The sequence below is a fragment of the Allobosea sp. 05T439 genome (assembly GCF_056396005.1).
In genome coordinates this window covers 1-25059 of record NZ_JBFTKP010000060.1, presented here as the reverse complement: position 1 = coordinate 25059, position 25059 = coordinate 1, and the positions used below count along the sequence as shown (strand labels likewise).

Here is a 25059-nt window from a genome sequence, read left to right as displayed (position 1 = left end):
ATCTCGTCTTGCGCGATGCCGCGGCCGAGTGGAAAATGCCCCCACGCGAATGGACCGAAGCCAAGTCCCAGTTCGCGATCATGTTCGAGGATCGCTTCATCACTCAATGAAGCTCAACCCGCCCCGGACACAAAAATTCAGACACTCCCTGAACAAGATCCGCCATCATGAGAATGAGGTCCGCGGCGCGCTCCGGCCACACGGCCTCAAGGTCGGTCGCGTCAGCGCAACCGGCTTTCAGGCGCGCGTATCCGAACTCGTCGCGGGCGCGAGGGGCTTGCCCTATGCATGCAGGCACTGTTCCGGGCGCGAGAGGCATCGAGCAACCAGCGTCCGTTCGGCACGAGGGAACCAGCATCGGAGCTTAAGTGCCGATGGCTCGTTTACGGCCGCCGCGCCGGCGCACGGCCAGCTTCTCCTCGCGATAGAGCCGAAAGAACCGCTTGTGGTTCACTACAATGAGCTCGGCTTTTCGAATTGCCACGAGCCGGGTGCCCTGCCGGCGAACTACCGGGCGGAAAACTCGCGCCTGCTGGTCCGCCGACGGAAGCGCAAGCAGCATAGGTTCAAGAGCCAACGATCGGCCCAGCGTCTCCTCTCGATCCACGGAGCGGTCTATAACACCTTCAACCTMAGCCTCACCTGATCTCTCGGCCCGGACTGCGGATACTGCGCGTCGAGGCTCACAAGGCGTGTGCGAATGCGACCGCAGCGGCTTGATCGTTCAGAATGCCGGCAGCCACACGAATCCGTACCCGAGAATTTGACGATACCGGCCAGCATGCGCGACCTGCGCGAAAGACAAAAGATCTCCTCCGAGCTTGTCCCCAACAGGCGGTCGGGTAAGCGTCGGCCGATAACCTTCCAGCAGTGTGACGCTCCATATTGAACGCTGGGCCCCGGCGGAACGGCCGAACAATTTCGGCTCAGACCTGAGGCTCAATTCCCCCCGTCGGGTCCGGGTCATCGATGGCTAGGCCGTCGCGCTCCGCGTCGCCCTCGCCATCGCCGCCGACACCCACCGGAATCGCCTCGGCCAGCAGCGTGTCCTTCGAAAGCAGGCCGGCATCCTCGAGCTTTTCGAGATCGGGCAGGTCGCGCAGGCTGGCGAGACCGAAGACCGACAGGAATGTGTCGGTCGTCACATAGGTATAGGGCGCCCCCGGCTCCGGGCTGCGCGGTCCGGCCGTGATCACGCCGGCGCGTTTCAGCGCCGCCACGCTGTCGCGGCTCATCTCCTTGCCAAAGACCTTGCCGAGCTCGCTGCGGGTGATCGGCTGCAGATAGGCGATCCCGGACAGGAACAGCATCTCGCTCGGTGACAGGCCGGCGGCCGCTTGTGGCGCTCCCGACACCGCCCGGATCGCCGGGGCAAAGGCGCCGCGCGTCCGGTGCTGCCAGCCCCCGGCGACAGCGACCAGGTCGTAGGGGCGGCCGCGCAGCTCCTCGCGAATGTCGGCGATGATCAGATCGATCGCACAGTCGCGACCGACCAGCTGCGCCAGCACGTCGCGCGAGACCGGATCCGGGGCCGCGAAGATCACCGCCTCGACCCGGCCCATCCATTCGCGCCAGCGCAATTCGGGCGGCAGCTCGGCCAGTTCGGTGTCGAGCGCACTCTCTGGTTTGGGGCGACGCGCCATGGCTCAGAGCCCGTAGAGGCGAAAGGTCGGCCGGCCCGACAACTCGCGGACAGCGCCGAGCGAGACGAGCCGGTMGAACAGACGGCGCAGGCCGCGATCCGAGATGCCGCCGATCTCGGCCGAGCCCGCCAATGCATCGTCGCTGAGCAAGGCTGCGATCACCGCACCCGAGCCTTTCGCCCGCAGTCTTGGCGCCGCCGCGGCGAGAACATCCGCCCGGCGCGCCAGCTCCCCGGCCAGGTCGATCGCGCGACCCGCCGCTTGCGCATAGGCCAGAGCCACGGACGTCTGCCAGCCCTCCCCGCCCGGGCGCGGACGTTTTCCGGTCGGGCCGACCCGGGCGGCCGGATCGAGGATCGTCGTCGCCAGGAGCGGCACCGGCAAAACCCATTTGAACTTTTGAGCGAGCACGGCGTCAGCCAGCCAGAGCGCCAAGACCTCGGCATCCGGGCGCACCCTGACGACGCGCTCGCTCAGTTCGGCCACGGCGACGATCGCCGCCCGCGCCGAACCGGCCGCGTCAGAGGCCAGCTCGGCGAGCCCCGCGAGCTCTGCAGCGCTCAGGGCCAAACCAAAGCCGGCGGCGGCTCGCACGATCGCCTCCGGCGAACAATCCGGCGAGCGGGCAACGAGTTGCCGCCAGGCGAGCAGGACACGCCCGGCCGGACCAGGGTCGTCACCAGGTCGGCGCAGCAGTTGCACGTCGCGCAACTGGTTTTGATCCTCGCGGCGGCCGAGCAGGCGCAGGCTGGCGGCCGCGGCCCGCAGCGCCTGGCGCTGCCGAAACACCCCGCTCCAGGGCGGCGTGTCGCGGGCGATCGCATCGAGCACGGCCAGGCTGGCGCCGGCCTGAAAGGCCGCATCGAACGCCTGATCGGATTGCGATTTTGTCCGCACCCAGCCGGGCACCGGCCGAACGGGCGAGGCTGGCTGAGCGAGGGGCGCGACACGGCGAAGCATGCCCGGAGCATAACGAGTTGCGGCGCTTGATGCCATCAATTTTATAGAAAAGCGCCGCGCCTGTCATGCCGGCAAAATGATTGATAATGTTGCATTATCATTCATTCCTGCCATGCTGCGACAAACGCAGGATCGAGCCCGCTATCACTGTGACTTGCACCAGGAAGATGCCGCTAGGTCACACCATTCCGTTGCCCGGACGCCGGGAATATTGCACATGGTTAACGACAGGCGTAACTAGCTAGACTGACTAGCTAGGGGATTCGCAATATGGAATGGCCGCTGCAGGACGCCAAGAACCACTTTTCCAAGGTCGTGCAACGGGCGCGAAGCGAGGGCCCGCAATTCGTGACGCTGCGTGGCGAGTCCGCCGCCGTCGTTCTCTCAGCCCAGGATTATGAGGCGCTCCGCGCCACCCGGCCCACGCTCGTCGACGATCTCCTTAACCCGCCATTTTGGGACGAAGCGCTCGTGAAGTTGGTGATATCGGCGGGCGGCGCACTCGATCGCGAGATCGTCTGATGTACCTGCTTGCAACTGATTTCGTTGCCGAGGTTCGCACGGGATCACCGCCGGCGGTCGCTTGGCTGCGCGCCATCTACCCCTTGGGCGTCTATCTCAGCGTGATCACGCTTGGTGAGCTCGGCCGGGCCATCGCCGCACACCGGCCGCGCGAACCCGACCAGGCGGCCCAGCTCAGCGAATGGCTGCGCAAGCTCCGCCATGACCATCACGATCGAATCCTGCCGGTCTGCGACCGCGTGGCGGCCGCGTGGGGTCGGATCGCCTCCCCTGCCCCTGATGCGGTGGCGGACGCGCTGCTTGCGGCAACCGCGATCGTGCATGACATGATCGTGGTCAGCCGCCGGTCAGACCAATTCGAGACGATGGGCGCCTCGGTCGTCAATCCCTGGGACGTCCGTTGATAGGGGCGCAGTCATGAGCAGCGACACGGGGTCATCCGGAACAATCACCCCCTCACCTCCCATGGCGCCCGATGTCGCTGCGCAAAGTGTCCTCTCACCGCAGCTCGAGGATCTTGCCGGTCGGGCCCGCCGCTACGTCGAAGCGGCCAGCTCGCCCAATACGCGTCGCGCCTATGCCTCGGACTGGAAGCATTTTTCGGGCTGGTGCCGTCGCCAGGGCATTTCGGCTGGGGAGCCCGATCCCCAGGTCATCGGGCTCTACATCACCGCCCTTGCCTCCGGCACCGCCAGTGGCGATCGGCGGCCTTCAACGGTGAGCACGATCGAACGCCGCCTCTCTGCCTTGGCCTGGACCTACGCTCAGCGCGGTCCCCCCCTCGACCGGCAGGATCGCCATATTGCGACCGTGCTCGCAGGGATCCGAAACACCCACGGTCGTCCACCAGTCCAGAAAGAGGCGGTGCTGCCGGAAGACGTCATCGCCATGCTCGAGACGCTCGATCGCGCCAGCCTGCGTGGCCTGCGCGATCGCGCCATGCTGCTGCTTGGCTTCGCCGGCGGTCTTCGGCGCTCGGAGATCGTCGGCCTCGATGCTGGTCCGGACCACAGCGAGGATGGCCGGGGCTGGGTCGAGATCCTCGACAAGGGCATGATTGTGACGTTGCGCGGCAAGAATGGCTGGCGCGAGGTTGAGATCAGCCGCGGCTCGTCGGACACGACCTGCCCCATCGCCGCGCTGCAAACCTGGCTCAGGTTCGCCAGGATCGCACACGGGCCGCTGTTTCGCCGCGTGACCGGCCAGGGCCAGGACGTCGGTCCTGAGCGCCTCCTTGATCAGGAGGTGGCGCGTCTCGTCAAGCGCACGGCCCTGGCTGCCGGCGTGCGCGGCGACCTTCCTGAAGGGCAACGGGCCGAGAAGTTTTCTGGTCACTCGCTCCGGGCCGGGCTCGCCTCCTCGGCCGAGGTCGACGAGCGCTATGTCCAAAAGCAGCTGGGGCACGCCAGTGCCGAAATGACCCGGCGCTACCAGCGCCGCCGCGATCGCTTCCGGGTCAATCTCACCAAGGCAGCTGGCCTTTAGAGCTTAGCCTCAGGCCCGGAGCGAGATTCTGCTCGGAACGGTCGGCCGACGCGGCTGTGGGCTGAGTTTATCCGCGACTTTCAACGTCGCTAAAACACAGGGGCGGACATAGTCCCTCATGTCAGCGCGCCAGCGCTCCGTCATCAGCTCCCAGCGCAGCTGATGCTGACGTCGGACCGTCTCATGAAGAGCCTTCGCTGCCGCTTCGACAGCGAGTTCAACGCGATTCGTCATCACACCACGCCCCTCGTCTACGATTCCCCGACCGCTAAGCTATGGGCAATGCAAGCCAAGCGAAACGGGCGGATCGCTCGATCAGCCAACAATTCACTGCGCAACAGCTTGGTCGCCGCACTGCACCTTGCGGCTCAGCCAACCCGGTCATGCCGCAGCCGAACTGCCCCGCCGTGATCAGCGCCGGCGCGATCGGCAGATCCGGTCCCCAGCGCCAGAGCACAAGGTTGAGATCATCGCGCTCGACCGCATGCTCTCTCCTGCCCTGCTCCGTCGTCAGGTCAGCGACATCCTCACTATCGATCTCATAGGAACACAACACACAGGGGTCGATGCGATGCGCAAAACCCAGGTTGGCCTCCTTGATCGCGGTCATGATGCTCAAGCCGAGATACAGCGCGGGGATCCCCTTTGGGTTGAAGCGGGCGCCCCTGATCGCCGCGCCATCCCCCGACAGCGGCTTGAAAGCCCAGCGCGGATCATGTGCCCGGTAGCAGGTCCCGACAAACCTCACGCAAAGCCGCCAAGCGCCATGTGGTCGAGATAGTCCCGAACGGCCGCAGCCTTGCCCTCCTTGACCAGTGCCTCGGCGGTTCGTCCGCCAAAGGCCGGCAGGGGCTGAGCCCGATACCAGGCCATCGCCTGCTCTTTGCCACCCGCCCATTCCGAGACGCAGCTGATGATTTCGAGCATTTCGCGGAGCCGGCCCTGGGTCCGTCGCGCACCGCTCCGCTCGGCTCGGTATAGCGTCTCGCGAGCGAGACCCGCGGTTTCGGCGAGCTGGGTCTTCGACATGCCGAAGCCGTCCGCCAGCTGAGTGATCGCAATCCTGCCGGCCCGGTCCATATAGGACAGGACCAGGGATTCGCTCTGCAGCGGAGCCTTCACAGCTTGAGCCATTCTGCCCCCTTTGCCACATCTAGTCGCACATTCACCTGACAGAATATAATCGCCCAGTTTCAACCTCAGGCCCTATTCGAGGCAGAGCTTGCGCTCCTGACAGGCCGGCACCCGATCGACCATCCTAAGGCTCGGCTCGAATCTGTCGAATTCAGCTCCAGCGCGTCCACACAAAGCGCCGCCGCGGTCGCTTCCAGGTCAATCTGACCAAGGCTGTCGGGTTGTAGTAGCCGCCCTCCCCTGCGGTGTACACCTCGACGATGCCCGGAAAGGTCAGGATGACCGCAATGTCTCATCGAGTAGTGCCTTCGCCATTGAGAGACTGTTGCGTGCTACCTCGTCGAAGCTGGGCTTGAAAATGCCCTCCCCTGACCCAACTCAGGCTCATTTCCTCCTATCGCGGTGCCGACAATGCGATAGCCGCGCTTGGTCTTTCTAAGCAACCAATCCTCCAGCGCCTCAGCCGCTTGGTCGAGATCTCCGTACAGATCCAACCGTCGCCGGCCGACATTGCCCCATCGCCCCCACTCGCGCACGAGCGCGAACTCGTCAAACAAAGTCGGTTCGACGGCCAGCACATAAAAGCGCGCCATGTTGCGCGCATGGTCCCGCCGTTCGAGGACCAGCATTTGCAACTTGTAAGGAGGTGGTTCGAGCACGTGTTCCATGCCGCCACTCCATCCTCGCGGCAGGACGACGTCCAACGCAAAGCTTGAATCGATTGGCTATCATCGATTCACCGGATTGATGCGAGCCACCCAAATGAACACTCTTGTGGGCTCCCTCCCCACCCGCGAGCCAGACATCGCCTCATCACGCGAGCGCAGGCTGCGGCTTCATTAACCTTAACAAACTTCCCCCGCACGATTACGCGCTTCGCTTTTCGCGCGTTCGGGATCCAATCAACGCCATCAGCATTGGCCCTAATGAGAACTCACCCGCTTCGGCTCGCCGCGTTAGGTCTCTCAGATAGCCCCCCGCGCTGTTGATAGCTTCAGCCTTCTGCAGAATGGCGGCGACCACGATCGATGCCTCTATCTCTCCCAAGACAGCCAGTGCCCCGGCCCAGGCGCTCGGACTAATTCCGAGGATAGGCCTGACCACCGCTACGGTTGCCACCAAATCCCTCCAACTCGAGATACCGCCACGGCTGTAATCAATGATGTCCGGGCAGGCGTCCAACACCATCCCTAAGGGATAAGCGCGAACTGGCAGGCGCGTCGTTTCAAGCTCTCCCTCCGAAGCGGCCACCCTGCTTTCTCGAAAGCTAGGTTCAGAGTCAGTGAGGGAGTCTGGTTTTGAATTCTGTATGTGATGCTCAATATGAGACTCATTGCCGCTCATATTTTGATTTTTAACGTGCATTTCCAGAAGGCTGTGCACTTCGTCCGCGAGCATCGAAAGCTGCTGCGCTAGCGGCTCCAGGACGATCGCCGAGCCCTTCCGCGGCAACCGGCCGAGAAGTGTGAGGAGTTCGCCTTGAATATCGGCCCAGCTAGCGGGACCTACCCCCTGGCGCTGGGTCGGGATGCTCTCTTGTATGCCCATCGCGATCATCTTCGCGAGGTCGCGACGGCAGATCGTGATGCGCTCTCGCACAAGCTTCAGCGCCCGCTCTTCAGCGCGAACCTCTTCAGCCCAGACTTCGAACTCCTCGGCCCGCGCAACCAGCGGCGCCAGGTCGAACCCAAAAGCCAGCTCGATCTCGCCGTGACTGCCCTTGCGCGCATAGCGCTTGCCGTTTGGGCTGTCGCGGCGAACGATGAGCCCCGCATCCACAAGGACAGCCAGATGCCGGCGCAGTGTCGCCGGGGCCATGCCATGGGCGCGCAGACAAAGTTGGTGGTTGGACGGGAAGACGATCAACCCTTCGCCAGTCAGCACGGTCTCCGGATGAAAGGTCAAAAGGGCATCCAAGACGGCAAGCGCCCGCTCGGACACGCCGACTCGGGCCTTCGCCGCGCAGATGTCACGAAACACATTCCATTTATGAGTCGCCTTGGCGGGCGGGCAAGCGTCTGCGATCACTTGGCCTGCAACATGCGCAAGCGTCAGCGTTCGCCGCCCAAAGGGCGTCGTCGAGAGTCTTTTTTCCATGGGTCTTCGCCTGATTAGGGCAAAAGAAGTCCGCTCGCCGAAAAGGCGCTTAAATCCCAATGGGACTCTTGACGGGGATTCAGGGAAGTGCGATTCTCAAGTTGCCGACTATGAGAAGGGCTTCCGGAACACCGTTTCGGGGGCCTTTTTCTTTGCCTACTGCCGTTAGCTTCGTTGTTGACCAGGCCTTCGAGAACTCAACACTATCGGGCCTAGCCGAGCTGCTCCCATTTCCTCTCCTTTCATTCCCAGCGTTTCAAAACCTTGCCAGCTGACAAGGTCTCCTCACCTGGAGTCCTTCGCAGCACTCGCTTGGCTGAGATATCGATCCATCAGTGATGGCAATTCGCCCCTGAGGAACTCAGCGAATGACGCCGCATGAGCTCGATCAACAACGAGGCGCACCTCTTTTGACGTGAAGCTCGCTCGCCCGAGTCGGGCTCCGKATCCGGCAAGCAGCGCGACTTCCGTCTGAGGCGGCGAGCCTGGCGGCTGCACAGCCGCAAGGATCTCGCGAAAGCGTTCGTCAGAGGGCAGCGCCAAAACCTTGCCAGCTGACAAGGTTTTTCGAGCCAGTTCGAGCAGTGCTGCTTTTTCCCCAACAGCTCCMGCCAACTCAAGCCAGCGCGGTCGCCCCACCTTTGGAGCGCGGCCAATCATTGTAATCAGATCGATTGGAAGCGCGCGCCAAACGGATCGCATCCGCGCCATTTCCTGATCATCCAACGACAGTGCCGCTTTGATGTCGCGCGGCTTAATTCCGGCGTTCTCCATTCGMCACGCGAACAAGGCACGCTCAATCCAGGTCAAATCCTGGCGACTACCATTCTCGAGGCCCTGTGCAACCACCAACTCGGAATCAGAGAGAGATCGGACCAGCGCCTTAACCGGAACACCAATGTCACGTGCAGCTCGGACACGGCGGTGTCCATATATGACCTGATAGCGCCCCTCCAGTTCCGCGTGTGGACGAACCTGGATTGGGATCTGTTGACCCTCTTCCAGAAATGTCTTTCGGAAAGCTTCGAACTCGGCAGGAGAATCGTCCGCTAGCCGATCTGGGAACGGCGACGGGTCGATCAGCGCTGGGTCAAGCTCCTTAAGACCGGCGGCCCCGGACTCGACCAGTGCTTTCAGCCGATCACGCTCCTCGCGGATATCGGCCAGCGTCCGCTGAGTTGCTCCAATTACTCCAGCCGGAACTCTGGGGGGCGGAGCGTTTGGCACGCTTTCGAGGCTGGTATCCTGCTCGCTCGCGGCGGAACTCGCGGTAAGCGAAAGCGCGCCAAAGCTGGAGACGATCGAGCGGCGAGGCGGCTTACTCATGCCCGCCCCCAGGTCTGCTTGATCAATTCGAGGATTCCTTCATTGACCGCGTCGAACGACTCCCGCGCGCGCTTGAACGCATCTCGCCCGATCTCGCCAGACTCGAGCTCATAGATGCTACGCTTGGCAAGTCCCGCAGCCTCAACCGCAGTGCTTTCGACTGCCGTCGGCGTCATGACGTCATCAGGGAACAACGTCCGCAGCATCGAAACTATCTCAGTCTGCGGCTTGTCGTACGGATTGTTGCGAGTGACCAGATAGCGAAAGAAATCCTGACGCATCGTGGCATTCTCGCCAGCKATCACATTGATCAGGTCGCCCATCATCAACAAGAATTGGCTCATCGACKCCACATMGAGCATCGCTGGATGGATTGTCACGATCATGCCCGTCGATGCGTAGATCGCGCCGAGCGTCAGATAGCCGAGGGAAGGGGGCGTATCGAGGACAACAACGTCGTAGTCAGCTTCCACCTCGTCGATGGCCAAGCCGAGGCGCTCGAAGAACAAGCTGTCTGTCTTTGCTCCTCGTGCGAGCACACGGGGCGTGTCGTACTCGAACTCCATAACCTCGAGGTTGCCGGGAACAAGATCAACGCCGTCAAAGTAGGTTTTCCGGATGATCTCCCGCATCGGCCGGCGCAGCTCGTCGTACCGCAACGCCGCCCAGATCGTTTCGTTGTCGCCAACGTCGATCTCCGGCTGCGCACCGAACATCGCAGATAGTGAAGCCTGGGGATCGAGATCTATGGTCAGCACCCGATAGCCCTGGAGGGCGAGAAAGTGCGCCAGATGCAAACTCGTAGTGGTCTTCGCCGAACCGCCTTTGAAGTTCGCAACCGCGATAACTTGCAGGTGTTCGCCACGGCGCCGGTGAGGTAAAAAGCGCAGTGCCTCCGCAGGCTTCTGCTGTGCAAACAGGCGCCGTAACTCATTTACTTGCGCTAGCGTGTAAGCCCGATGATTGTTCTCAAGCCGAGCGGGGAGGGGACCTTTGCCCTCGTTCGACATCAGCTTCAGCGTCGAGTCAGGAATGGAGGTAAGTTTTGACACCTCATTCGTCAGAAAGTGTCGCAAATGCTTCTGCGCGTGAGGGGGGTACATCCGTTCACGCAAGACATTCAGCTGACGTGACAGGACACCAGCATGCCGCCAGACGCGCTCCGCGGCTTCACTATGGCGGATATCCTTCGCCAGGGGGTCGGCCATTGGCGCTTCTTGTCCTCATTGTCGGGTTAAGGGCGTTCTAGCGCCCAATGCCCGACAAGCTACGCCACGATTCTCTGCGGGCGTCCAGCCATTTAGGGTTAATGGATTCTGACCTTTGTGGAACCGGCGCCGAACCAGAGCTTTTCAAACTGGCCGATACGGAGAATAGCCGTTATATATCATTGGCTTATAGAAACTAATGGGCCACCTTTCCTGATACGTTCCGGGCCAACCAACAATCGGCCACAAGTCGCGTCAGGCGATGACCAGGGGCGCTCGCACAGCTGCACCGACAAAATGGGTAGAATCAGGGGGCTAATTACTCTGGGCCGGCAGGCAGAATTATGTGGCCGACAATCTGCGCGCCACTCGGAGTTGAAACGATCGCTTCCACCTCGACGGGTCGCCTCGTGAGAGCCGCAGCGACACCGGCGGCGATGTTGCGATGATCATCCGGCAGGATGCCGATCTAAACGCCGGACAAGATGGCTCACGCGCAAGTGGTATCGCAGCTCCGAGAGTAAACTATGATAGCTTTGACGCCGCTCAACCAGCGGACAGCATCACGACCTTGTCGGGAAGTTCGCCTTCGCTTGCCGAAGAGTGGCTCGAGGGTGCCAAGTGTCCGATTGTTTGCGCAGGCGAGGGAGGAAGAGGAGACGCATGCCCGGCCCGCTGTCGCGGCGGCAGTGCTGGCTTTGAGGGCAGGGGACGACCTGCCAACGCGCAAACCCCGGCGCCTGCCGGGCGCGCAGCGCACCTACCATTTGGGCCACTAGCCAACGCACCGGGGTAGGTTGCGCTACCGCTGCCGTGGGACGCCTAGCAGCGCAGGTACCTCACTCGCCAAATTCGGTGCTCGGTCGTGTCAAAAGCGCAGCTGCGTCGACACCGAGCTCCCGGGCGATCCTATCCAATACGTCGACGCTTGCGCTGTAGCGACACCGCTCGATTGCACTGATGTAAGTCCGGTCGACCCCTGCTCTGAGAGCGAGTTCTTCCTGCGACAAACCAGCGGTGCGCCGGTATCGCTTTATGTTGGCCGCCAGGACCTCTCGGATTTCCATCCGATGGAAAGAGCTGGATTGTAGAGTATTTCACCACGGAGTATACTCTACACGAATCTCGGATGGCGCTGCCGCGCGGCCATTCGTCAAACTCGAATCCACGTGGGAGCCAAGCGGTGAAAGAACCAACCGACGAAGAGCGGGCGCGCTTGAGCGGCCCCGTCATGCGCGTGTTCGTCAACATCGCGAAGCGATGGGATCTCCCAGAGCGGCGACAGCTTCAACTGCTTGGCTGCAGACAGCGAGAATTTCGCCGCTGGGTTCGCCTCGCCCGATGGCACAAGCCGCTCGTTCTCGAAACAGACACCATGATGCGGATTTCGGCGATCTTAGGAGTCTTCGCCGGCTTGCGGCAGTTTGTGAAAACCGCCGAGGAGGAAAGGCGTTGGCTCTTGCGCCCAATTGAGGCCGAACCGTTCGCTGGGCAGGCACCGATAGAACTGTTGTCCGTGTCGTTCGAACGTCAAATCGAAGTTCGGCAATGCCTAGCAGGCGTCGTCCGCCACATCGCTCCAAACGAAGCCGACATCAACTTTAAGCCGTACACCATCGACAATCTAATCTGGCACTGAGACTCGATGGCTGAGATTCGCGCAATTTGCTTCGATGCCTTTGGCACCGTTGTCGAGATCACTGACAAGCGCCGGCCGTACCACGCGCTTCTTAGAAGCGAGCCCGCAGCCGCTGTGCAGGCGCTCACTCAAGCGATCGGCCTTCGCGAGCTTTCGCGAGAGATTGCCACACCCGTAGATGAAGCGAGATTCGCAGAACTAGAGGCGGATCTACAGGCGGAGTGCGCTTCGATACGCGTACGACCGGACATGAAATTGATCTGGCCGACGTTGCAACGAGCGGGGCTGAAGATCGCTATCTGCTCGAATTTGGCGTGGCCCTACAAGTGGCCACTGCTTAATTGCCTGCCAGATTGGCCTGACGGGTTCGTTCTTTCCTGCGAAGTCGGCTTTACCAAGCCACGGCGGGAAATCTATCAGCTCGTCTCCTCAGAGCTTGAGCTTCGGCTGTCGCAGATATTGTTCGTGGGCGATAGCCTCGAAGCCGACGTGATGGGCCCCATCGCCGCAGGCGCCTCCGCAATGCCGATTGCCGAGTTCGAAGCGTCCTATGCCACGCGGCCATCGATCTATGCGCCAAGTAGGATCGTCAAACTCTTCGCCCGAATTGCCGCTGCCAAGGCAGGCTGAAAACTTCGGCCGCCCGCTCGATCGCGCGGCCATCTTCGAATGGACATAGAATGCGCCTGCTAGTGATTTCCGACATTCATCTCGAATGTGGAAAGTTCGAGTTTCCAGCCCCAATGCCCGAATTCGACGTCGCCGTTTTCGCCGGCGACATCGGTCAGCCAATTTCCGCAGCGGCCCAGTGGCTGTCCACGCAAAGGGAAATCGGACCGCTGCAAAATCGGCCGATCGTCTACGTTCCAGGGAACCACGAGTTCTACGGAACCGAATTCAAATCCAATCTTGCTAAGGGCGCGGAGGCGGCCGCGCTCGCCGATGTTGATCTGCTTTTTCGCCGGACGGTCATCATCAACGGCGTCCGCTTCGTCGGATGCATCTTATGGACCGATTACCGGCTGTACGGGACGCCGAAGCCATCCATGGTCTATGCCGGCCAAACGCTGAATGATCATCGCCTCATTCGCTATCGGGAAGAGGGAGGGCACTATAGCCGGTTCATGCCATGGCACGCTGCGGCAGAACACAGGCTGGACTTGACGTTTGTCCGGCACGAGCTTGCCATAACTCACAGCGGCCCGACTGTCGTGGTCACTCACCACGCCCCCCATCCACATTCGATCGCGTCGCGGTATCAGGGAAGCCCGCTTACGCCTGCCTTCGCTTCTGACCTCAGCAACATTATTGAAGAGTTTCAGCCTGAACTCTGGATCCACGGTCACGATCACGGGTCGCATGATTATCGAGTCGGACGGACACGCGTCTTCGCCAATCAGGCCGGCTATCCAAATCTTCACGGCGACCGGGAAAATCACGGGTTCAACCCTCTCTGCGTCGTTGAAGTTGCTTAAAGGGAAGGGGCCTCGTCGACCCGTCGACGCTGCCTTCGGGCTTGAACAGGGGTCGCGATAGACAGGGTCGCCGAAGGTGACTAGCGCCCGCTCAGTCGCGCGGGTGCACGGTGATAACTGGGCACGTCTTGCGCGCGATATCAGTCAAGTGCCGAATGACCTGGCTTGTGCCTGGCATCGCAGCGAACAGCCGGCAGGCTCAGCGGTGCAATGATGAGCGCGTCAGATGCGGGATCGTCGCCTGCGGAGCATAGAGGCAATCGTCGAGCGGCAGCAGAGTATGCCGGCGGTACGATGACCGCCTCCTCCTCGATCGACAGCACGGTCGATCGAGGCTCGCATGGACCGGTCTTGAGATCCGCCGTCGAGCTCCGTCTCTTCCACTTGGCCACCGTCTTCTGGTTGATGCCGTCGCGCTTAGCCAGAGCCCTCAAGCTCTCTTGATGGGATGGACGGCGCCTGCACCGGCACCATTCTTAAGGCAGGCGCGTTGCCATCACGGACCATTCCGAGGAGCCCCATCCATGCGCAAAGCAGAACATCGACCTGTCCGCAGCTGTAACGGTCGGTCTCGATTTGGCGAAGCTTATCTTCCAGGTTCACGTGGTCGACGGCAAGGGCGGTGTGTTGCTGACGAGAGCCATCAGACGTCGCGACCTCTTGCCCTTCTTCGAGCAGCTACCGCCATGCCTGGTCGGGCTTGAAGCTTGTGGCTCCGCCCATCATTGGGCGCGTAGGCTAATCGGCTGTGGTCATGATGTGCGGCTGATGCCGCCGGCCTACGTGAAGGCCTATGTCCGGCGCCAGAAAAATGATGCAGCAGATGCAGCGGCAATCTGCGAGGCTGACCGTTCATAAGCGCTGCGATATTGGAAGCAGGGTGCATCTCGAGATCCCTCGCACGAACCACCGTGAGTACCCGCTCTGCTCGTAAGAGAGTACGGAACTTGAGATAATGCGCGCGATGGTTCGATGACGCTAACGGGCTCAACTCGGGCGGCGTTCTATGGCCGAATCCGTGTGACCGATGTGCCGCTCGGCGGCGGGATGTGCTTTTGCGCCGCGATGACGACCTCAAGTCGATTTCGGACATGCATCTTGACCATCAGGTTCGTCATGTAGCCCTTGACGGTTTTGGCGCTGAGCGAAAGTTCTTGGGCGATCTCGTTGTTCATCTTCCCGAGCAGCAGCAGCCTTACGATCTGCTCCTCTCTGACGCTGAGCCTATCGCTGGCTGGCTTCTGGCGCTCCCGGTTCTGGTCTTTCAACGCGCCAATCAACTTGGCGGCGAAGGAGGGGGTGACATGCACGTCGCCTCGTTGCGCTGCATTTAGAGCCTGAAAGAGATCGTCGGAAGGGCTGCCCTTCAGAACGTAGCCCTTGGCGCCTGCGTTCAGAGCCGCAATCGCATCATCCGTGCTGGTTGAGGCTGTGAATACGACAATTCTGGTCTCAGCAGCGATCTTCAATGTGTCGGAGATAGCCTGAAAGACATCCCCAGCCATGCTCAGATCGACGATCATAAAATCGGGCTGATGGGTCTTGGTGATCGACAGGATATCATCCGCGACGTTCCCCGTCGCAGTGAGCGTGAAACCGCCCCATCGTCTCAGTAGTGTAGCAACGCCCTCGGCCAACAATGGGTGATCGTCAACGATCGCGACCGTCCGGTCCGGCATGGGCCAGTTCCCTTCTGATTCGTCTCCCCCCGGCCAATGATCCCGATGGTTGCGTAGCCAATGATCGATGTAAAACGAGTTCGAACGGGAAGAATGGCGACCCAATTAACTCTGTCGGACGCTGTGTCTTTGCGGTGCCCCGACTGTGAAGTCGTCACCACGCAATGCAGACGGTTTCGAGAGACAAATAGCCCGCCCCGAGTCATTCTCTGAAGCCGCGAGAGTGATCGGGGAGGGCAATGGGAGCGATTGTTTTCACGGCGAATGGCAATTTCATCGTCGTAAGGAACGGTGACGGGCCGTTGGCTGTGAAAGGCCTCTATCGGGGTGCACCCATCAAAACCGCTATCCCATTCGGCCCGGAGCGATGCATCGTCCTGATAGATCCCGAATCCAGCAGGGCCAATCTCTTCGAGAACCTGCTCTGCATTGGCAAAACCGGCCGAGCGCTATGGCGGGCGGCTTTACCGAGCATGCCTGATACGTTTATCGACGCCAGCCTAAGTGAGGCCGGCATTCTGGCGCATAGCATGAGCGGCTATCGCCTGGTGATTGATCCGACGACGGGCGGTGAGATCGAAAAAGAGTTCGCCAAATAGGTGCCATTGTCCKACCGACCTGCGCTAATGCCGTGGATCGTGCACAGTGATAGCCGGGCAGGCGCAAGGAGCGATACCTCCCGGGAACGGTCGCGTTTTTGCCACTGCTGTCAGGCTACGGCTCGGTCGTCGCGTAGCGTCATTCGGGAATGGCACCCCAGGCTTAGGGGACGACAGTGGATTTTGCCCGACGGGCAAGCGGTCCGTTACCCATTCGACGAATCCGCCAGCCAGCCAACAACAGGTCGCCGCAGAAACACTTCCTTCATGTGAAGTTAGAAGTATCTGAAGGCAGTCGTGGTGGCGGTTCGGAAATGCGCAGCATCATCAGTGCCGCCAAGGCGGTTTGGCCGTACCTGTTCTCTGTAGTTTACGGGGTGCTTGACCGCCAGTTCGGGGATCGAGTGTTCKACTGGATCAAGCCTTCGATCCCACAAGGGCTGTCTCCGGAGACTTTGCGCCTGCTAGCGACATACGTGCCTCCATTGCTGTTCATCGCGCTAGGATTCTACTTGAATTTCGGAAGAAAGCGCAGTTCACGTGCGGCAAGTTCGAAAAGAAATAACATAACTGAAACGGGAGATCCCGCTAGATTGAATATCATCTCTCAATCTGGTCCGTTTCCAAGAGATTCTTGGCATTTATACGTATACCGCGTTAAATTGACTAAGCCGATATCCCGAATTTCCATAAGAGCGCAGGGCGATAACGTGATCGCGATGGACGTCTCTCGCCCAATCGTTGGGCTCCGTTCCTCGACATCGAAAGGCGAGGTTTCCAGAGCCGCATTGCCTGGCGGGCTCGGATTGGCGGAACAGTTTTCCAATGCCAGTGGCGAATACGAGATAATCGTCGTGTGCAGTACGGAGGACGCTCCGTCGCTCGCATGTGACCTTACGCCTTAAGGTACGCCGACCGGATCCAACACTCCATTCCGTCAGTTCCAGATCGCGTGGCCGGCGCTGCATGCCTCACGGTGGAAGCGTCCGGCAATCCCCGGCAACTGCGGCGCGTGAAATCCTATCGTGAACTAGCCCGATCCATTACGGTGCTTGTCGGGGATGAGAAGCTCGTGTTGCCTGAGCCTTCCGGACGTCGCCCAGTTGAGGAAAAGCGTGTCGGAATGGCGCGACGTCGAGTTCATGCAATCGACGTCGCGGCGCTTGGCAAACAAGCTTTGGATGCGTCAGGTCTTGGGCCCGGATTTCGAGCCACGCTTGGCCCGGGCAGGCTTCGGAGCGACGGGAGGGACCGGTTCAGTTTTGGCCTTTCGTCCCAACCCTGACGCTCTTGCGAGCGCTGCCCTGGCTTGGGAATAATTGGGTGCGACCATCGGATAGTCTGGAGGCAGGCCCCATTTCGCGCGATACTGTTCAGGGGTGAGATTGTAAGCCGTACCCAGATGGCGCCTGAGAGATTTGAACGCCTTTCCGTCTTCCAGGCAGATGATGGCGTCCGGAGTTATGGACTTCCTGATCGGAACCGCGGGCACAAGTACGATAGGTTCGGGCGGGGCTTCGGGTTTGGCGCCGAGCTCCGTGAACGCGGAGTGGGTGCTCGAGATTAGCGCCACGAGATCCCCGGACGGGAGGTTATTATGCGCGACATAGGCCGAAACAACCATCGCCGTCAGCTCAATTACATTGTCGTTTTCTTCGTTCATGGCGCTTCCTAAAATAAACATTTCGCTAAATTATCTTCTAACCTATTGATACTTAGAAGCGCAATGCTCAGTCCAAATTTTGAACGCGATAATCCTGTGGTTCGTCATTGGCGAAACGATCTTGTCGTGTACCACTAGCGACCGCGCGTATGTGACCATCGCCTTGGTGATGCCGCCGGTTTGGCTCCTGGCCTTCGGTCTAGGGGCGAATGCCCGCAATCCCTTCCATGGAACAAGTGCCTATCGGTGCCGTTTCTTGGGCACAGAATATTTGCTGTTCCGATACCAACGCGCCGTTGCCCGGCTCAAACAGCTTCACCAAGGGCCAGGCGAAGAGCCGGTTCGAGGCCAATGGTGCCGTGTCCGAACTCAGGAAGAACGACAATGGCGTCTGTCAGGGCAGGGCGACTCATGGCGGCCAGGCGGCGTGAGCCTCGATTGTCGAGGCAATATCACGCGCAACTGAGAGGGTCTTTCACATGATCCAGACAATCACTCGTTCGTACGACACCTACGATCAAGCTGAATCCGTAGTTCGAAAGCTGAAGGATATCGGCGTCGTCGATTCCGATATTAGCTTTGTTGGCCGCCGAGCGGATATCGATGGCGAGAACCATGCAGGGGAGGGCGCCGGGGTCGGCGGCTTGATCGGCGGTGCTGCCGGGCTACTCGCTGGGCTCGGCCTGATTGCGATCCCCGGCATTGGCCCTGTAGTCGCCGCTGGCTGGCTTGCCGCAACTGCCGCGGGGGCTGCAACCGGTGCCGTCGCCGGCGGCCTCGTAGGCGCTCTGACGAAGTCTGGCGTCGATCAGCAGGATGCCCACTACTATGCGGAGGCGGTCAGGCGTGGCGGCAGCGTTGTGGCTGCTCGAGCAAACGAGGAACAGGCTCCGGCGATCGTTGCAGTCATGGACGGCGCGACACCGATCGATGCGGTCGACCGCCGGACCACCTATGAGCGGGAAGGTTGGACGCAATTCGATCCCGAAGCTCCGCCTTATGTGCGGCCGCCGATCTAGGTGCCGCTGGGCATCGCCTGGCAAACTGGCGTCCAAGGCTGAACCCAGGGGGGCCGCTTGCTGACTGATCAGAGCGGCTGCGCCGCCAGTTGCGGCCGCCGCACCGGTCGCTGCTGTTTTGGCAGCCCCCAGCAGCGACGAGCTGGCGATCGCTACGATTAACGCCCCGGCAGCCCAAACGACCGGGCCATGAGCACCGTAAACGTTCGCGAAAGGCCATCCAAGTTCACGCAGCTATCGCGCCAGTGAACGCGAGGAGACGTCTCGGATCTTCATGACCGGCATCAGTTCGGGAAAGCTCGATCAAGCTGACTGCCGGCGCGAGAAATTCGACAGGGTGCTGACGCAGTCTCTGCTGTTCCAGCGCGTAGAACCGAGTAGCGAAACTAAGTGAACCGACCAGTTGATCGATGGCTTAATATTGTAGGTTCAGTCGCCGGCTAGGACCGCCGTCTCGAAAAACCGCGCGGTTTAGTCGAACATGCGAAGGGGCCGCTGGAGAACACCATCACCAAACCTCAGCGTTCGCTTCTCACAGTTGGGACAAAGATGAAGGCCGCTCGAAAGCGTGTCCTTATCCCAGGACGCGACAGTACGGCCAGACACGTCGGATATTGCGGGATCGCCGTACTTCACAACCGCCTCTGATCCGCATCTGAGACAACGGTACGGCACCACCTGAAGGTTCACTGAGGTAAGGTCGACGCAGTTCGTGCAGTGGCACGGCCAAGCCGAGTGCTCTCCAAACGCCGTCCTAGTTCCCCCGATCACGACGTCGCGTTGTAGATGGCAAGCCTCGCAACTTGCTGAGATGATCTGGCCCACCTGGAAACTCTCCTTGCAGCCCGCCCCGCATCTGGCCGAGGGCGTTTGCGATCATGCCACGGGGCGCTTTCGAGCTTTTCGCATGTCGTTCGCCCGCTCCAGCAACAGGTTCCTGGCATTCGGAATGAGCTCGGCGCCCGGTCCTACCCATGTCATTGCATCATGCTTTTCGGTGCCGCTATTCAGCTGCACCCCGTTACTGGGGACGTGGCTCCACTCGTGCTCGACGTAGAATTCGTTAGTGTCGGTCTCGTAGCAGAGGTGCCACCAATCTTCGTTCTCGGCCATAGGCCCTTTGATGCGGGACGCGAGCTGTTMGAACAAAATCATATCGTCTCCGTGCTTTTCGATAACACATTGGAGGCAAAGGCTGATTGCAACAACCGCCGTACTGGTGAAGGCAGGCACGAGGGAGATTGTCGACCTCACGTCGCAAGAGCCAGTCGGTGCGCCTGCGCTCCCAAGGAACCCTCCAGCGCCGGTCGATCCGCGCCGAGCGGTTTCAACGACGGGATACCGGCCTGGGGCACATTCCTCGAAACATGATCGCCGCTAGCCGCGGAGGCCGCAGCTTTCCGTCGGCGGCGATCCCGTTCGGTCGGTTTCGCCTGACACATCTGGCGAAAAACCCCGTAGACACCAGTTTGGGAGAGCCCTGGCGCTACGGGGTCTCCTGCACCCGGCAGTGTCACCCGGGGAAGGGGGGTGCCGGGGAGCCTTGGATTCGTGTCGGCCTGTCCGCTACCACCACTTCCTGCCGCCGGAGATTGTCATGGCAAGGTCGTGCTATGCGGCATGGTGCTGACAATCGGCATCTTGGTCAAGCAAGGACAGAAATCGGCCATGCTTGTCTTGTCTTGCCCACCCGGAAGGAGCGCCTGGCTGCGTTGATAATGGCGTTCACAGCTCCGCTGCGCAGGTAGGCCATTAATTAGAGGAGGGTCTCCTCGAAGAGCTCGGGTMCGAAGGCGCAAGGTATGATCTTGTCCTTGCTTGACCAGGCTGTCTTCCGGGATCACCATGACATCGCCCACGACGGTGCCATCACACGCTTCGATGGCAGGAGATGCATAGGTCCAACTGGCTCCCCGGCGACTGCCCCCCAGTATGGTTGGTAGCCGGGTGACGAAGACCCCGTAGTTGCACGCCACCTTAGAAGCTGGCCCTACGGGGTTTTCACGACGCTCACTTGTCGGGAGAATGATAGCCGCGAAATCCAAGTTGGGCTGCATGAGACGATTCAGGTGCGACGTCACCTGTTCGGATCGTCGGCCGCAGAACTGCCGCCAGTGGGCGTACATTCGGTTGAGCCTAGAGTTGGTATCCCCGTGAGCAGGTTCATCAGCTGATGGAGGTCAGATTGCCGTGGCAAAGACGTCTCGTTGCAGCCGGTATCACCTTACTGTCTGCCGGAGTTGGAGGATGCATCGTTACGGACGACGCCTCCGCGGAGGCAGCGAAACCACTTGCTTACTCCAGCGAACAGTCCGTTGTTCGTCGGTCACCAGGCGGCCCAGCGCGCGCGGGCATCGACCGGATCATCGAACAGAAGTCAGCGCATTACGAACTCCCCTCAGATTGGGTCCGGCGAATCGTCAAGCGCGAGAGCAACTTTCGCCCAACCGCCCAGAACGGTGGTCATTTTGGATTGATGCAGATCAAGCATGCGACGGCGCGCAGCATGGGTTACACCGGCCCGGCAGCGGGGTTGCTCGATCCCGAGGTCAATCTCACCTACGGGCTCAAATACCTGCGGGGAGCCTGGCTCGTGGCCGGTCGCGACCAGGCCCGCGCCGGCCACTACTATCGGACCGGGTACTATTACGATGCCAAGCGGAAGGGGCTTCTCGAAGCGACCGGCCTAGGCAAGGACCGTACGCGATTAGCCAAACCCCGCTACGCGTCGGACACAGTTCCTCCAACTCGCTAGATTGATCGGAACGGGGGGTCCCTGCTTGGGTTTTCGTGCGTCGGGATGATCTGCGACACAGCCGGATGGGGACAGTCAGCGGACCCGGAAGGCACATTCCCGACGGCGCCGATGAAATTAAAACGCGGACCGCCCGTGGGGGCCAACGTTCGCCGCTTACCGGGCAACCGGGCAGCAGTTTCGCGGGTGAATGCTGGCTTCCGTCACCCAATGTCTCCTGGCTTTGGTGTCTTGGGAATTGCGGTTGCCAGGAAAGCATCAGAGGCGAGTAAGGCGGCCTCGACCATGGGGCGTACGAAAGCCCGGATGTCCCGCCTCCACTCCTCGGACGACTGCTCCCACTGGAATTGCCGCTTCTCGCGGGCGTTCTCATGGAAGGCTCTCGCAGCTGCTTCKACCGCGAGTTCGGTGCGTTCGTCAGGCATCGGTTCGGCTCCAATAAAGTCGAACGGTTCGCGTACGGCGTCTATCGACCGGCAAGCCAATATCGGACCGCACGAGCCGCGACCCAAATAATGATGCCTGTGCCAGCGATTGCCAATCCAATGGGGTCTTTGTCCGGGCGAGCGAGGTAGAGCCAAACGACGATTCCAGCGGTGATCACGATCACGGCGATCCATGACGCGACCCAGTACAACAGATAGCCGAGACGGGACGCCATCCGGCAAATTCCTTAGGGCCTGCCCAGATTTAGACCGCTTACCATTTCGGATCGGGCCACTCGGCGCCCTCCCACGCCGCGATTATCGCCGCCGTCACAAGGCCATGGAAGGGACTGAGTTTCTGGCTCTGGTCGAACATGGGGGACATGCTAGCAAGGAGATCGGCAAGGCCCCCTTTGCGGTCGCCGGCGTTCCAGCTCGAGAATAGTGCGCAACGCGCGGAATAGCGGTCGTCGAAAAATTCGACGCAGCTTGCAGTCTGCTTCCAGGCTTCTCTGATCACTCCAGCATGGCCGCCGAAATCGTCCTCCAAAGCGTCTTCAATGACCGCCTCGAGCATGTACGCGCAGGCTTGGTGTTGCGGGCCATGATCGATGAAGGCCAGAGACGATCGCAGCACTAGATGTTGCAGCAGCAAGACTGGCMAAAGGATATTCACGCCATATCGGGTTCCGATTTCCTTGCAGTGTGCAGGCGGGCGAATGACGTCTCGCTCCAGCTCGAAAGCTTTTCTGAGGTCGTAGGCAAGCGCGATGAATAAGCCCTCCCGATCCTTTATCAGGGGTGAGCGCTCATTGATGTCATGAACAACGTCATGAAGCGCCCTCAGTGACGTGTAATCGCCTTCCAACCGAATTCCGGCGTGAGTGCTTAGCAAGGAGAACGCCAACATAGGAATCTCCCACGCGCCGGGTTCCCGAATGTTTAGCTTATCACAATCGCGGTCAGGATCACGCTTTCCAATTCTCGCCCTTAGTCCGACGGGAACCGATCAGGCCAGGGGGGCTTCTCGCACGCCCRTCTCGTGACGGAGGCCGCAGATAGCACAGCGGCTGCCCTCATCGCCCAGCCACCAATGCCGAGGGTGTCCAGCGCGAATTAAAGTCGAGCGGCCCAGTAGAACACCATAAGCCAGATGACGATCGTCGGAATTAGCGCCGCGACAGGAATTGGCCGCCAGCGATACCGCGGCAGAACTCGGTCATTGCGGTCGCGGGGCGTGGGCTGGTTGCGCATCATCACAGGACAATGCCCGGACATGATGCAGCCGTCTTGCTATTCGCCGCCAATCAGTTGCGGTAAGCGGCGGGTCCGAGATGGCGCCATTTGCGGGAGCATTCGTTTGGCAGACGTTGCTCCCACCGCGCAATCAATTCACAGTCCTCATTGATTCCAGGCGCCCAGGGGCCTTACCCATTACCAGCCGTTCTGAAGGTCGCTGAGGGGTGGAAAGCCGAAGTTGGCCGCGCGCCTGTCTCACGTCTCTTCAGCAACAACTTCCGACATTGAGGGGTTGCCCAGGACGGACAGCATTGGTGCGGTCTCGGTAGCTCCTGAGGGACCTTCGACGATGCATGTAATTTCGGCCCGATGGCCTGCGCGACCGCCGCGGCGATCTCTAGATTGTTGGCGCTGAGGCGCTAACGGACTGCGCTCACTTGCGGAACGATTGCCCAAAGAGAATGGTGAAGCCTGAGCAATCCTGTGCCGCTCAGGCATATTAGGTTAGCGCGACGCTGTTTGACGAGTTCTCGCTCTGCATTTGGAGGCTGGAGATAGCCATGACGCTAACTGCGAAAAACGATGGCCCCCTAAAACGCATCCTCGTTGCAACCGATCTTTCGACGAGATCGGACAGGGCGCTACGACGGGCCACGCTCATAGCAAAACGTTTGGGTTCTTCACTTTCGCTTGTCCATGTCGTGGATGGCGATTTGCCTCATCGCATGATCGAAGCGGAGCGATCGGCCGCCATATCCGTGCTCGAAGATACTGTTCGATCAACCTGCGAAGCCGATGGGGTGTCAGCCAAATTCGAGATCGTGGTAGATGACTCGTTCAACGGAATATTGTCCGCCGCCGATGAATTCGGCGCCGACCTGATCGTCCTAGGACCTCATCGCAGCCGCTTCCGGGACGTTTTCACTGGGACCACCGTCGAGCGTGTCATTCGACGGAGCCGCATTCCAGTCTTGGTCGCGATCCAGCCCCCTTCAACTGTATATGAACGAACTCTCCTCGCGCTCGATTTTGACGATGCGTCGAAGGCGGCAGCCCAGGGTGCCTTGCGCATGGGAATCTTCAGCAAGTCCGCCGTGAAGATCGTTCATGCGTTTGATGCTCCGGCCCTCGGGCTGATGAAGCGATCTGTTCTAGATCCGGTAGCGATCAATGCGTACCTGGATAAAGAACGGGTCGAAGCAGCGGAGCGACTTGAGGCGTATACAAACGAGCTTGGAATTCCACCTACGCCCAGCGGCGTCGTTCTGCGTGAAGGCAGCCCTGCGCAAACTATCCTGGTTAGCGCCCAGGATGAACGCAGCGATCTTATCGTCCTCGGGACCAGCAAGAAGAGCGGAGTAAAGCGTGCCTTGATAGGCAGCGTGGCCGAGCAAGTACTTCGCGACGCAGAACGTGACATTCTCATTATCCCGGCTGACCAGACTGACGAAGTTGCGGTCGCATCAGCGTAGGTTAGCGACTCGTTTTCAGACGTCGCCCCCCTTCGCGTCTGGGCGGCTGAGTGGGGAATGCAGACGCACGGTCGGCGCAGGAGCGAGCGCGGAGATGCCTCTTGGGTTCCCTCTGTCCGGCCGCCCACGCCGAACGCATCAGGCAGGAATTCCCGGCATCAGGTAGCGAAGGCCACCTGAGGCCTACTAAGCATCTGAATCGGGAAGGTTTCGTGCTTCTCGGTGATTCCAAAAATTTTGTAACGAGTGGATGGCATCGATGGGCAACTCCCAGCACTGACCTCGCCGGCTCCAGGGACCGCCCGGACGTTGCCCATGCAGACGTTCCGAGAGTCGCGGGCGGGTGGAGGCTGTGTGAAAAGAGCCGAGTCGGCTAGGATTCCTGGAGGTGATGCTCCGGGAGCTTAGATGAAGCGCTTCGTTGAGAGTGAAGACCGTCGGCAGGGTGTCCTGCTTCCCGAGTATCTTGACGACTACGTGTCGGAGAACAATCCGGTTCGGGTGATCGACGTCTTCGTTGATGAATTGGACCTGGGCCAACTGGGTTTTGAAGGCGTGGTTCCCGAGGCAACGGGCCGTCCGAGCTACCATCCGGGCGTGCTGCTAAAGATCTACGTCTACGGCTACATCAACCAGGTGCAATCGAGCCGTCGGTTGGAGCGCGAGGCGCAGCGCAACATCGAGCTGATGTGGCTGACGGGACGGCTGGCGCCGGACTT

At 60.6% G+C, this 25059-nt stretch carries 25 protein-coding genes and 3 pseudogenes; 14 read left to right on the top strand and 14 right to left on the bottom strand.

Going from position 1 to position 25059, the window contains the following annotated elements; translation table 11 throughout:
• Positions 1–106: 106 nt before the first annotated feature.
• Positions 107–646: a hypothetical protein gene (locus AC1DIO_RS32710; RefSeq protein ID WP_476854702.1), complete on the top strand. Its 540-nt coding sequence runs from the start codon at positions 107–109 to the stop codon at positions 644–646.
• 280 nt (positions 647–926) lie between these two features.
• Here the strand turns inward: AC1DIO_RS32710 and scpB are convergent, their stop codons facing one another.
• Positions 927–1643 carry an SMC-Scp complex subunit ScpB gene (scpB, locus tag AC1DIO_RS32705; protein ID WP_476854701.1) on the bottom strand — a complete coding sequence of 239 codons (717 nt, stop codon included), beginning with the start codon at positions 1641–1643 and terminating at the stop codon, positions 927–929.
• A 3-nt stretch (positions 1644–1646) separates the two neighbouring features.
• On the bottom strand, positions 1647–2603 hold the full coding sequence (locus AC1DIO_RS32700; RefSeq protein WP_476854700.1) for a DUF1403 family protein: 957 nt from the start codon (positions 2601–2603) through the stop codon (positions 1647–1649).
• 270 nt (positions 2604–2873) lie between these two features.
• Between AC1DIO_RS32700 and AC1DIO_RS32695 the strand changes: the two genes are divergently transcribed.
• The 3 genes from AC1DIO_RS32695 (at position 2874) to AC1DIO_RS32685 (ending at position 4610) form a co-directional block, all read left to right on the top strand.
• Positions 2874–3125, top strand: a complete 252-nt coding sequence (locus AC1DIO_RS32695) for a type II toxin-antitoxin system Phd/YefM family antitoxin (protein ID WP_476832814.1) — start codon at positions 2874–2876, stop codon at positions 3123–3125.
• Positions 3125–3529, top strand: coding sequence for a PIN domain-containing protein (locus AC1DIO_RS32690; RefSeq protein WP_476825785.1), 405 nt, complete (start codon positions 3125–3127; stop codon positions 3527–3529). The genes AC1DIO_RS32695 and AC1DIO_RS32690 overlap by 1 nt, the downstream gene beginning before the upstream one ends.
• Before the next feature lie 61 nt (positions 3530–3590).
• Complete coding sequence (locus AC1DIO_RS32685) at positions 3591–4610, top strand: tyrosine-type recombinase/integrase (RefSeq protein WP_476825786.1); 1020 nt, start codon at positions 3591–3593, stop codon at positions 4608–4610.
• A 427-nt stretch (positions 4611–5037) separates the two neighbouring features.
• Here AC1DIO_RS32685 and AC1DIO_RS32680 read toward each other — a convergent pair.
• The 7 genes and pseudogenes from AC1DIO_RS32680 to AC1DIO_RS32650 all read right to left on the bottom strand — a co-directional run.
• Positions 5038–5358, bottom strand: a pseudogene (locus AC1DIO_RS32680) (RES family NAD+ phosphorylase); the annotation flags it as partial.
• The gene (locus AC1DIO_RS32675; protein WP_476825784.1) at positions 5355–5744 is read right to left on the bottom strand and encodes an MbcA/ParS/Xre antitoxin family protein; all 390 of its coding nucleotides are present in this window, start codon (positions 5742–5744) and stop codon (positions 5355–5357) included. The pseudogene AC1DIO_RS32680 and the gene AC1DIO_RS32675, both read right to left, overlap by 4 nt.
• A 332-nt stretch (positions 5745–6076) precedes the next feature.
• Entirely contained in the window at positions 6077–6412 is a 336-nt protein-coding gene (locus AC1DIO_RS32670; protein ID WP_476825783.1) for a WGR domain-containing protein, read from the bottom strand.
• 199 nt (positions 6413–6611) lie between these two features.
• Entirely contained in the window at positions 6612–7841 is a 1230-nt protein-coding gene (repC, locus tag AC1DIO_RS32665; protein ID WP_476854699.1) for a plasmid replication protein RepC, read from the bottom strand.
• A 285-nt stretch (positions 7842–8126) separates the two neighbouring features.
• Positions 8127–9167: a plasmid partitioning protein RepB gene (gene repB / locus AC1DIO_RS32660; RefSeq protein WP_476854698.1), complete on the bottom strand. Its 1041-nt coding sequence runs from the start codon at positions 9165–9167 to the stop codon at positions 8127–8129.
• Positions 9164–10375, bottom strand: coding sequence for a plasmid partitioning protein RepA (repA, locus tag AC1DIO_RS32655; RefSeq protein WP_476854697.1), 1212 nt, complete (start codon positions 10373–10375; stop codon positions 9164–9166). Before repA ends, repB begins: the two co-directional genes overlap by 4 nt.
• Before the next feature lie 839 nt (positions 10376–11214).
• On the bottom strand, positions 11215–11442 hold the full coding sequence (locus AC1DIO_RS32650; protein ID WP_476825779.1) for a helix-turn-helix domain-containing protein: 228 nt from the start codon (positions 11440–11442) through the stop codon (positions 11215–11217).
• A 116-nt stretch (positions 11443–11558) separates the two neighbouring features.
• On the opposite strand from AC1DIO_RS32650, the gene AC1DIO_RS32645 reads away from it, so the two are divergent.
• Genes AC1DIO_RS32645 through AC1DIO_RS32635 form a run of 3 tightly spaced genes read left to right on the top strand, consistent with a single transcriptional unit; the run spans position 11559 to position 13489 of the window.
• A complete protein-coding gene (locus AC1DIO_RS32645; protein WP_476825778.1) occupies positions 11559–12014 on the top strand; it encodes a hypothetical protein in 456 nt (151 codons plus the stop codon).
• A 6-nt stretch (positions 12015–12020) separates the two neighbouring features.
• Positions 12021–12644, top strand: a complete 624-nt coding sequence (locus AC1DIO_RS32640; RefSeq protein ID WP_476825777.1) for an HAD family hydrolase — start codon at positions 12021–12023, stop codon at positions 12642–12644.
• 50 nt (positions 12645–12694) lie between these two features.
• Positions 12695–13489: a metallophosphoesterase gene (locus AC1DIO_RS32635; protein ID WP_476854696.1), complete on the top strand. Its 795-nt coding sequence runs from the start codon at positions 12695–12697 to the stop codon at positions 13487–13489.
• A gap of 202 nt (positions 13490–13691) precedes the next feature.
• On the opposite strand, the pseudogene AC1DIO_RS32630 reads toward AC1DIO_RS32635, so the two are convergent.
• Positions 13692–13932 (bottom strand): annotated as a pseudogene (locus AC1DIO_RS32630) (IS481 family transposase); the annotation flags it as partial.
• Between the two features lie 103 nt (positions 13933–14035).
• Between AC1DIO_RS32630 and AC1DIO_RS32625 the strand changes: the two are divergent.
• Positions 14036–14335, top strand: a pseudogene (locus AC1DIO_RS32625) (IS110 family transposase); the annotation flags it as partial.
• Between the two features lie 158 nt (positions 14336–14493).
• Here AC1DIO_RS32625 and AC1DIO_RS32620 read toward each other — a convergent pair.
• Positions 14494–15168 (bottom strand): LuxR C-terminal-related transcriptional regulator, encoded by a 675-nt coding sequence (locus tag AC1DIO_RS32620; RefSeq protein ID WP_476854695.1) that lies wholly within the window; start codon positions 15166–15168, stop codon positions 14494–14496.
• 239 nt (positions 15169–15407) lie between these two features.
• Between AC1DIO_RS32620 and AC1DIO_RS32615 the strand changes: the two genes are divergently transcribed.
• Positions 15408–15767: a DUF7957 family protein gene (locus AC1DIO_RS32615; protein WP_441508886.1), complete on the top strand. Its 360-nt coding sequence runs from the start codon at positions 15408–15410 to the stop codon at positions 15765–15767.
• Between the two features lie 1186 nt (positions 15768–16953).
• Here the strand turns inward: AC1DIO_RS32615 and AC1DIO_RS32610 are convergent.
• Complete coding sequence (locus AC1DIO_RS32610; RefSeq protein ID WP_476776456.1) at positions 16954–17430, bottom strand: Ros/MucR family transcriptional regulator; 477 nt, start codon at positions 17428–17430, stop codon at positions 16954–16956.
• A 296-nt stretch (positions 17431–17726) separates the two neighbouring features.
• Between AC1DIO_RS32610 and AC1DIO_RS32605 the strand changes: the two genes are divergently transcribed.
• Together AC1DIO_RS32605 and AC1DIO_RS32600 are read left to right on the top strand one after the other, a co-directional pair.
• Positions 17727–17861, top strand: coding sequence for a hypothetical protein (locus AC1DIO_RS32605; RefSeq protein ID WP_476776457.1), 135 nt, complete (start codon positions 17727–17729; stop codon positions 17859–17861).
• A 51-nt stretch (positions 17862–17912) separates the two neighbouring features.
• Positions 17913–18449, top strand: coding sequence for a hypothetical protein (locus AC1DIO_RS32600; RefSeq protein WP_441508902.1), 537 nt, complete (start codon positions 17913–17915; stop codon positions 18447–18449).
• 876 nt (positions 18450–19325) lie between these two features.
• On the opposite strand, the gene AC1DIO_RS32595 is transcribed toward AC1DIO_RS32600, so the two are convergent.
• Complete coding sequence (locus AC1DIO_RS32595; protein WP_476854694.1) at positions 19326–19562, bottom strand: hypothetical protein; 237 nt, start codon at positions 19560–19562, stop codon at positions 19326–19328.
• A 1060-nt stretch (positions 19563–20622) separates the two neighbouring features.
• Between AC1DIO_RS32595 and AC1DIO_RS32590 the strand changes: the two genes are divergently transcribed.
• Entirely contained in the window at positions 20623–21204 is a 582-nt protein-coding gene (locus tag AC1DIO_RS32590) for a transglycosylase SLT domain-containing protein (protein WP_441508883.1), read from the top strand.
• A 699-nt stretch (positions 21205–21903) separates the two neighbouring features.
• On the opposite strand, the gene AC1DIO_RS32585 is transcribed toward AC1DIO_RS32590, so the two are convergent.
• Complete coding sequence (locus AC1DIO_RS32585; RefSeq protein ID WP_476854693.1) at positions 21904–22539, bottom strand: DUF6904 family protein; 636 nt, start codon at positions 22537–22539, stop codon at positions 21904–21906.
• Between the two features lie 889 nt (positions 22540–23428).
• Between AC1DIO_RS32585 and AC1DIO_RS32580 the strand changes: the two genes are divergently transcribed.
• The gene (locus AC1DIO_RS32580) at positions 23429–24340 is read left to right on the top strand and encodes a universal stress protein (protein WP_476854692.1); all 912 of its coding nucleotides are present in this window, start codon (positions 23429–23431) and stop codon (positions 24338–24340) included.
• A 408-nt stretch (positions 24341–24748) separates the two neighbouring features.
• A partial coding sequence (locus AC1DIO_RS32575; protein WP_476854691.1) for a transposase occupies positions 24749–25059 on the top strand: 311 nt, incomplete at its 3' end.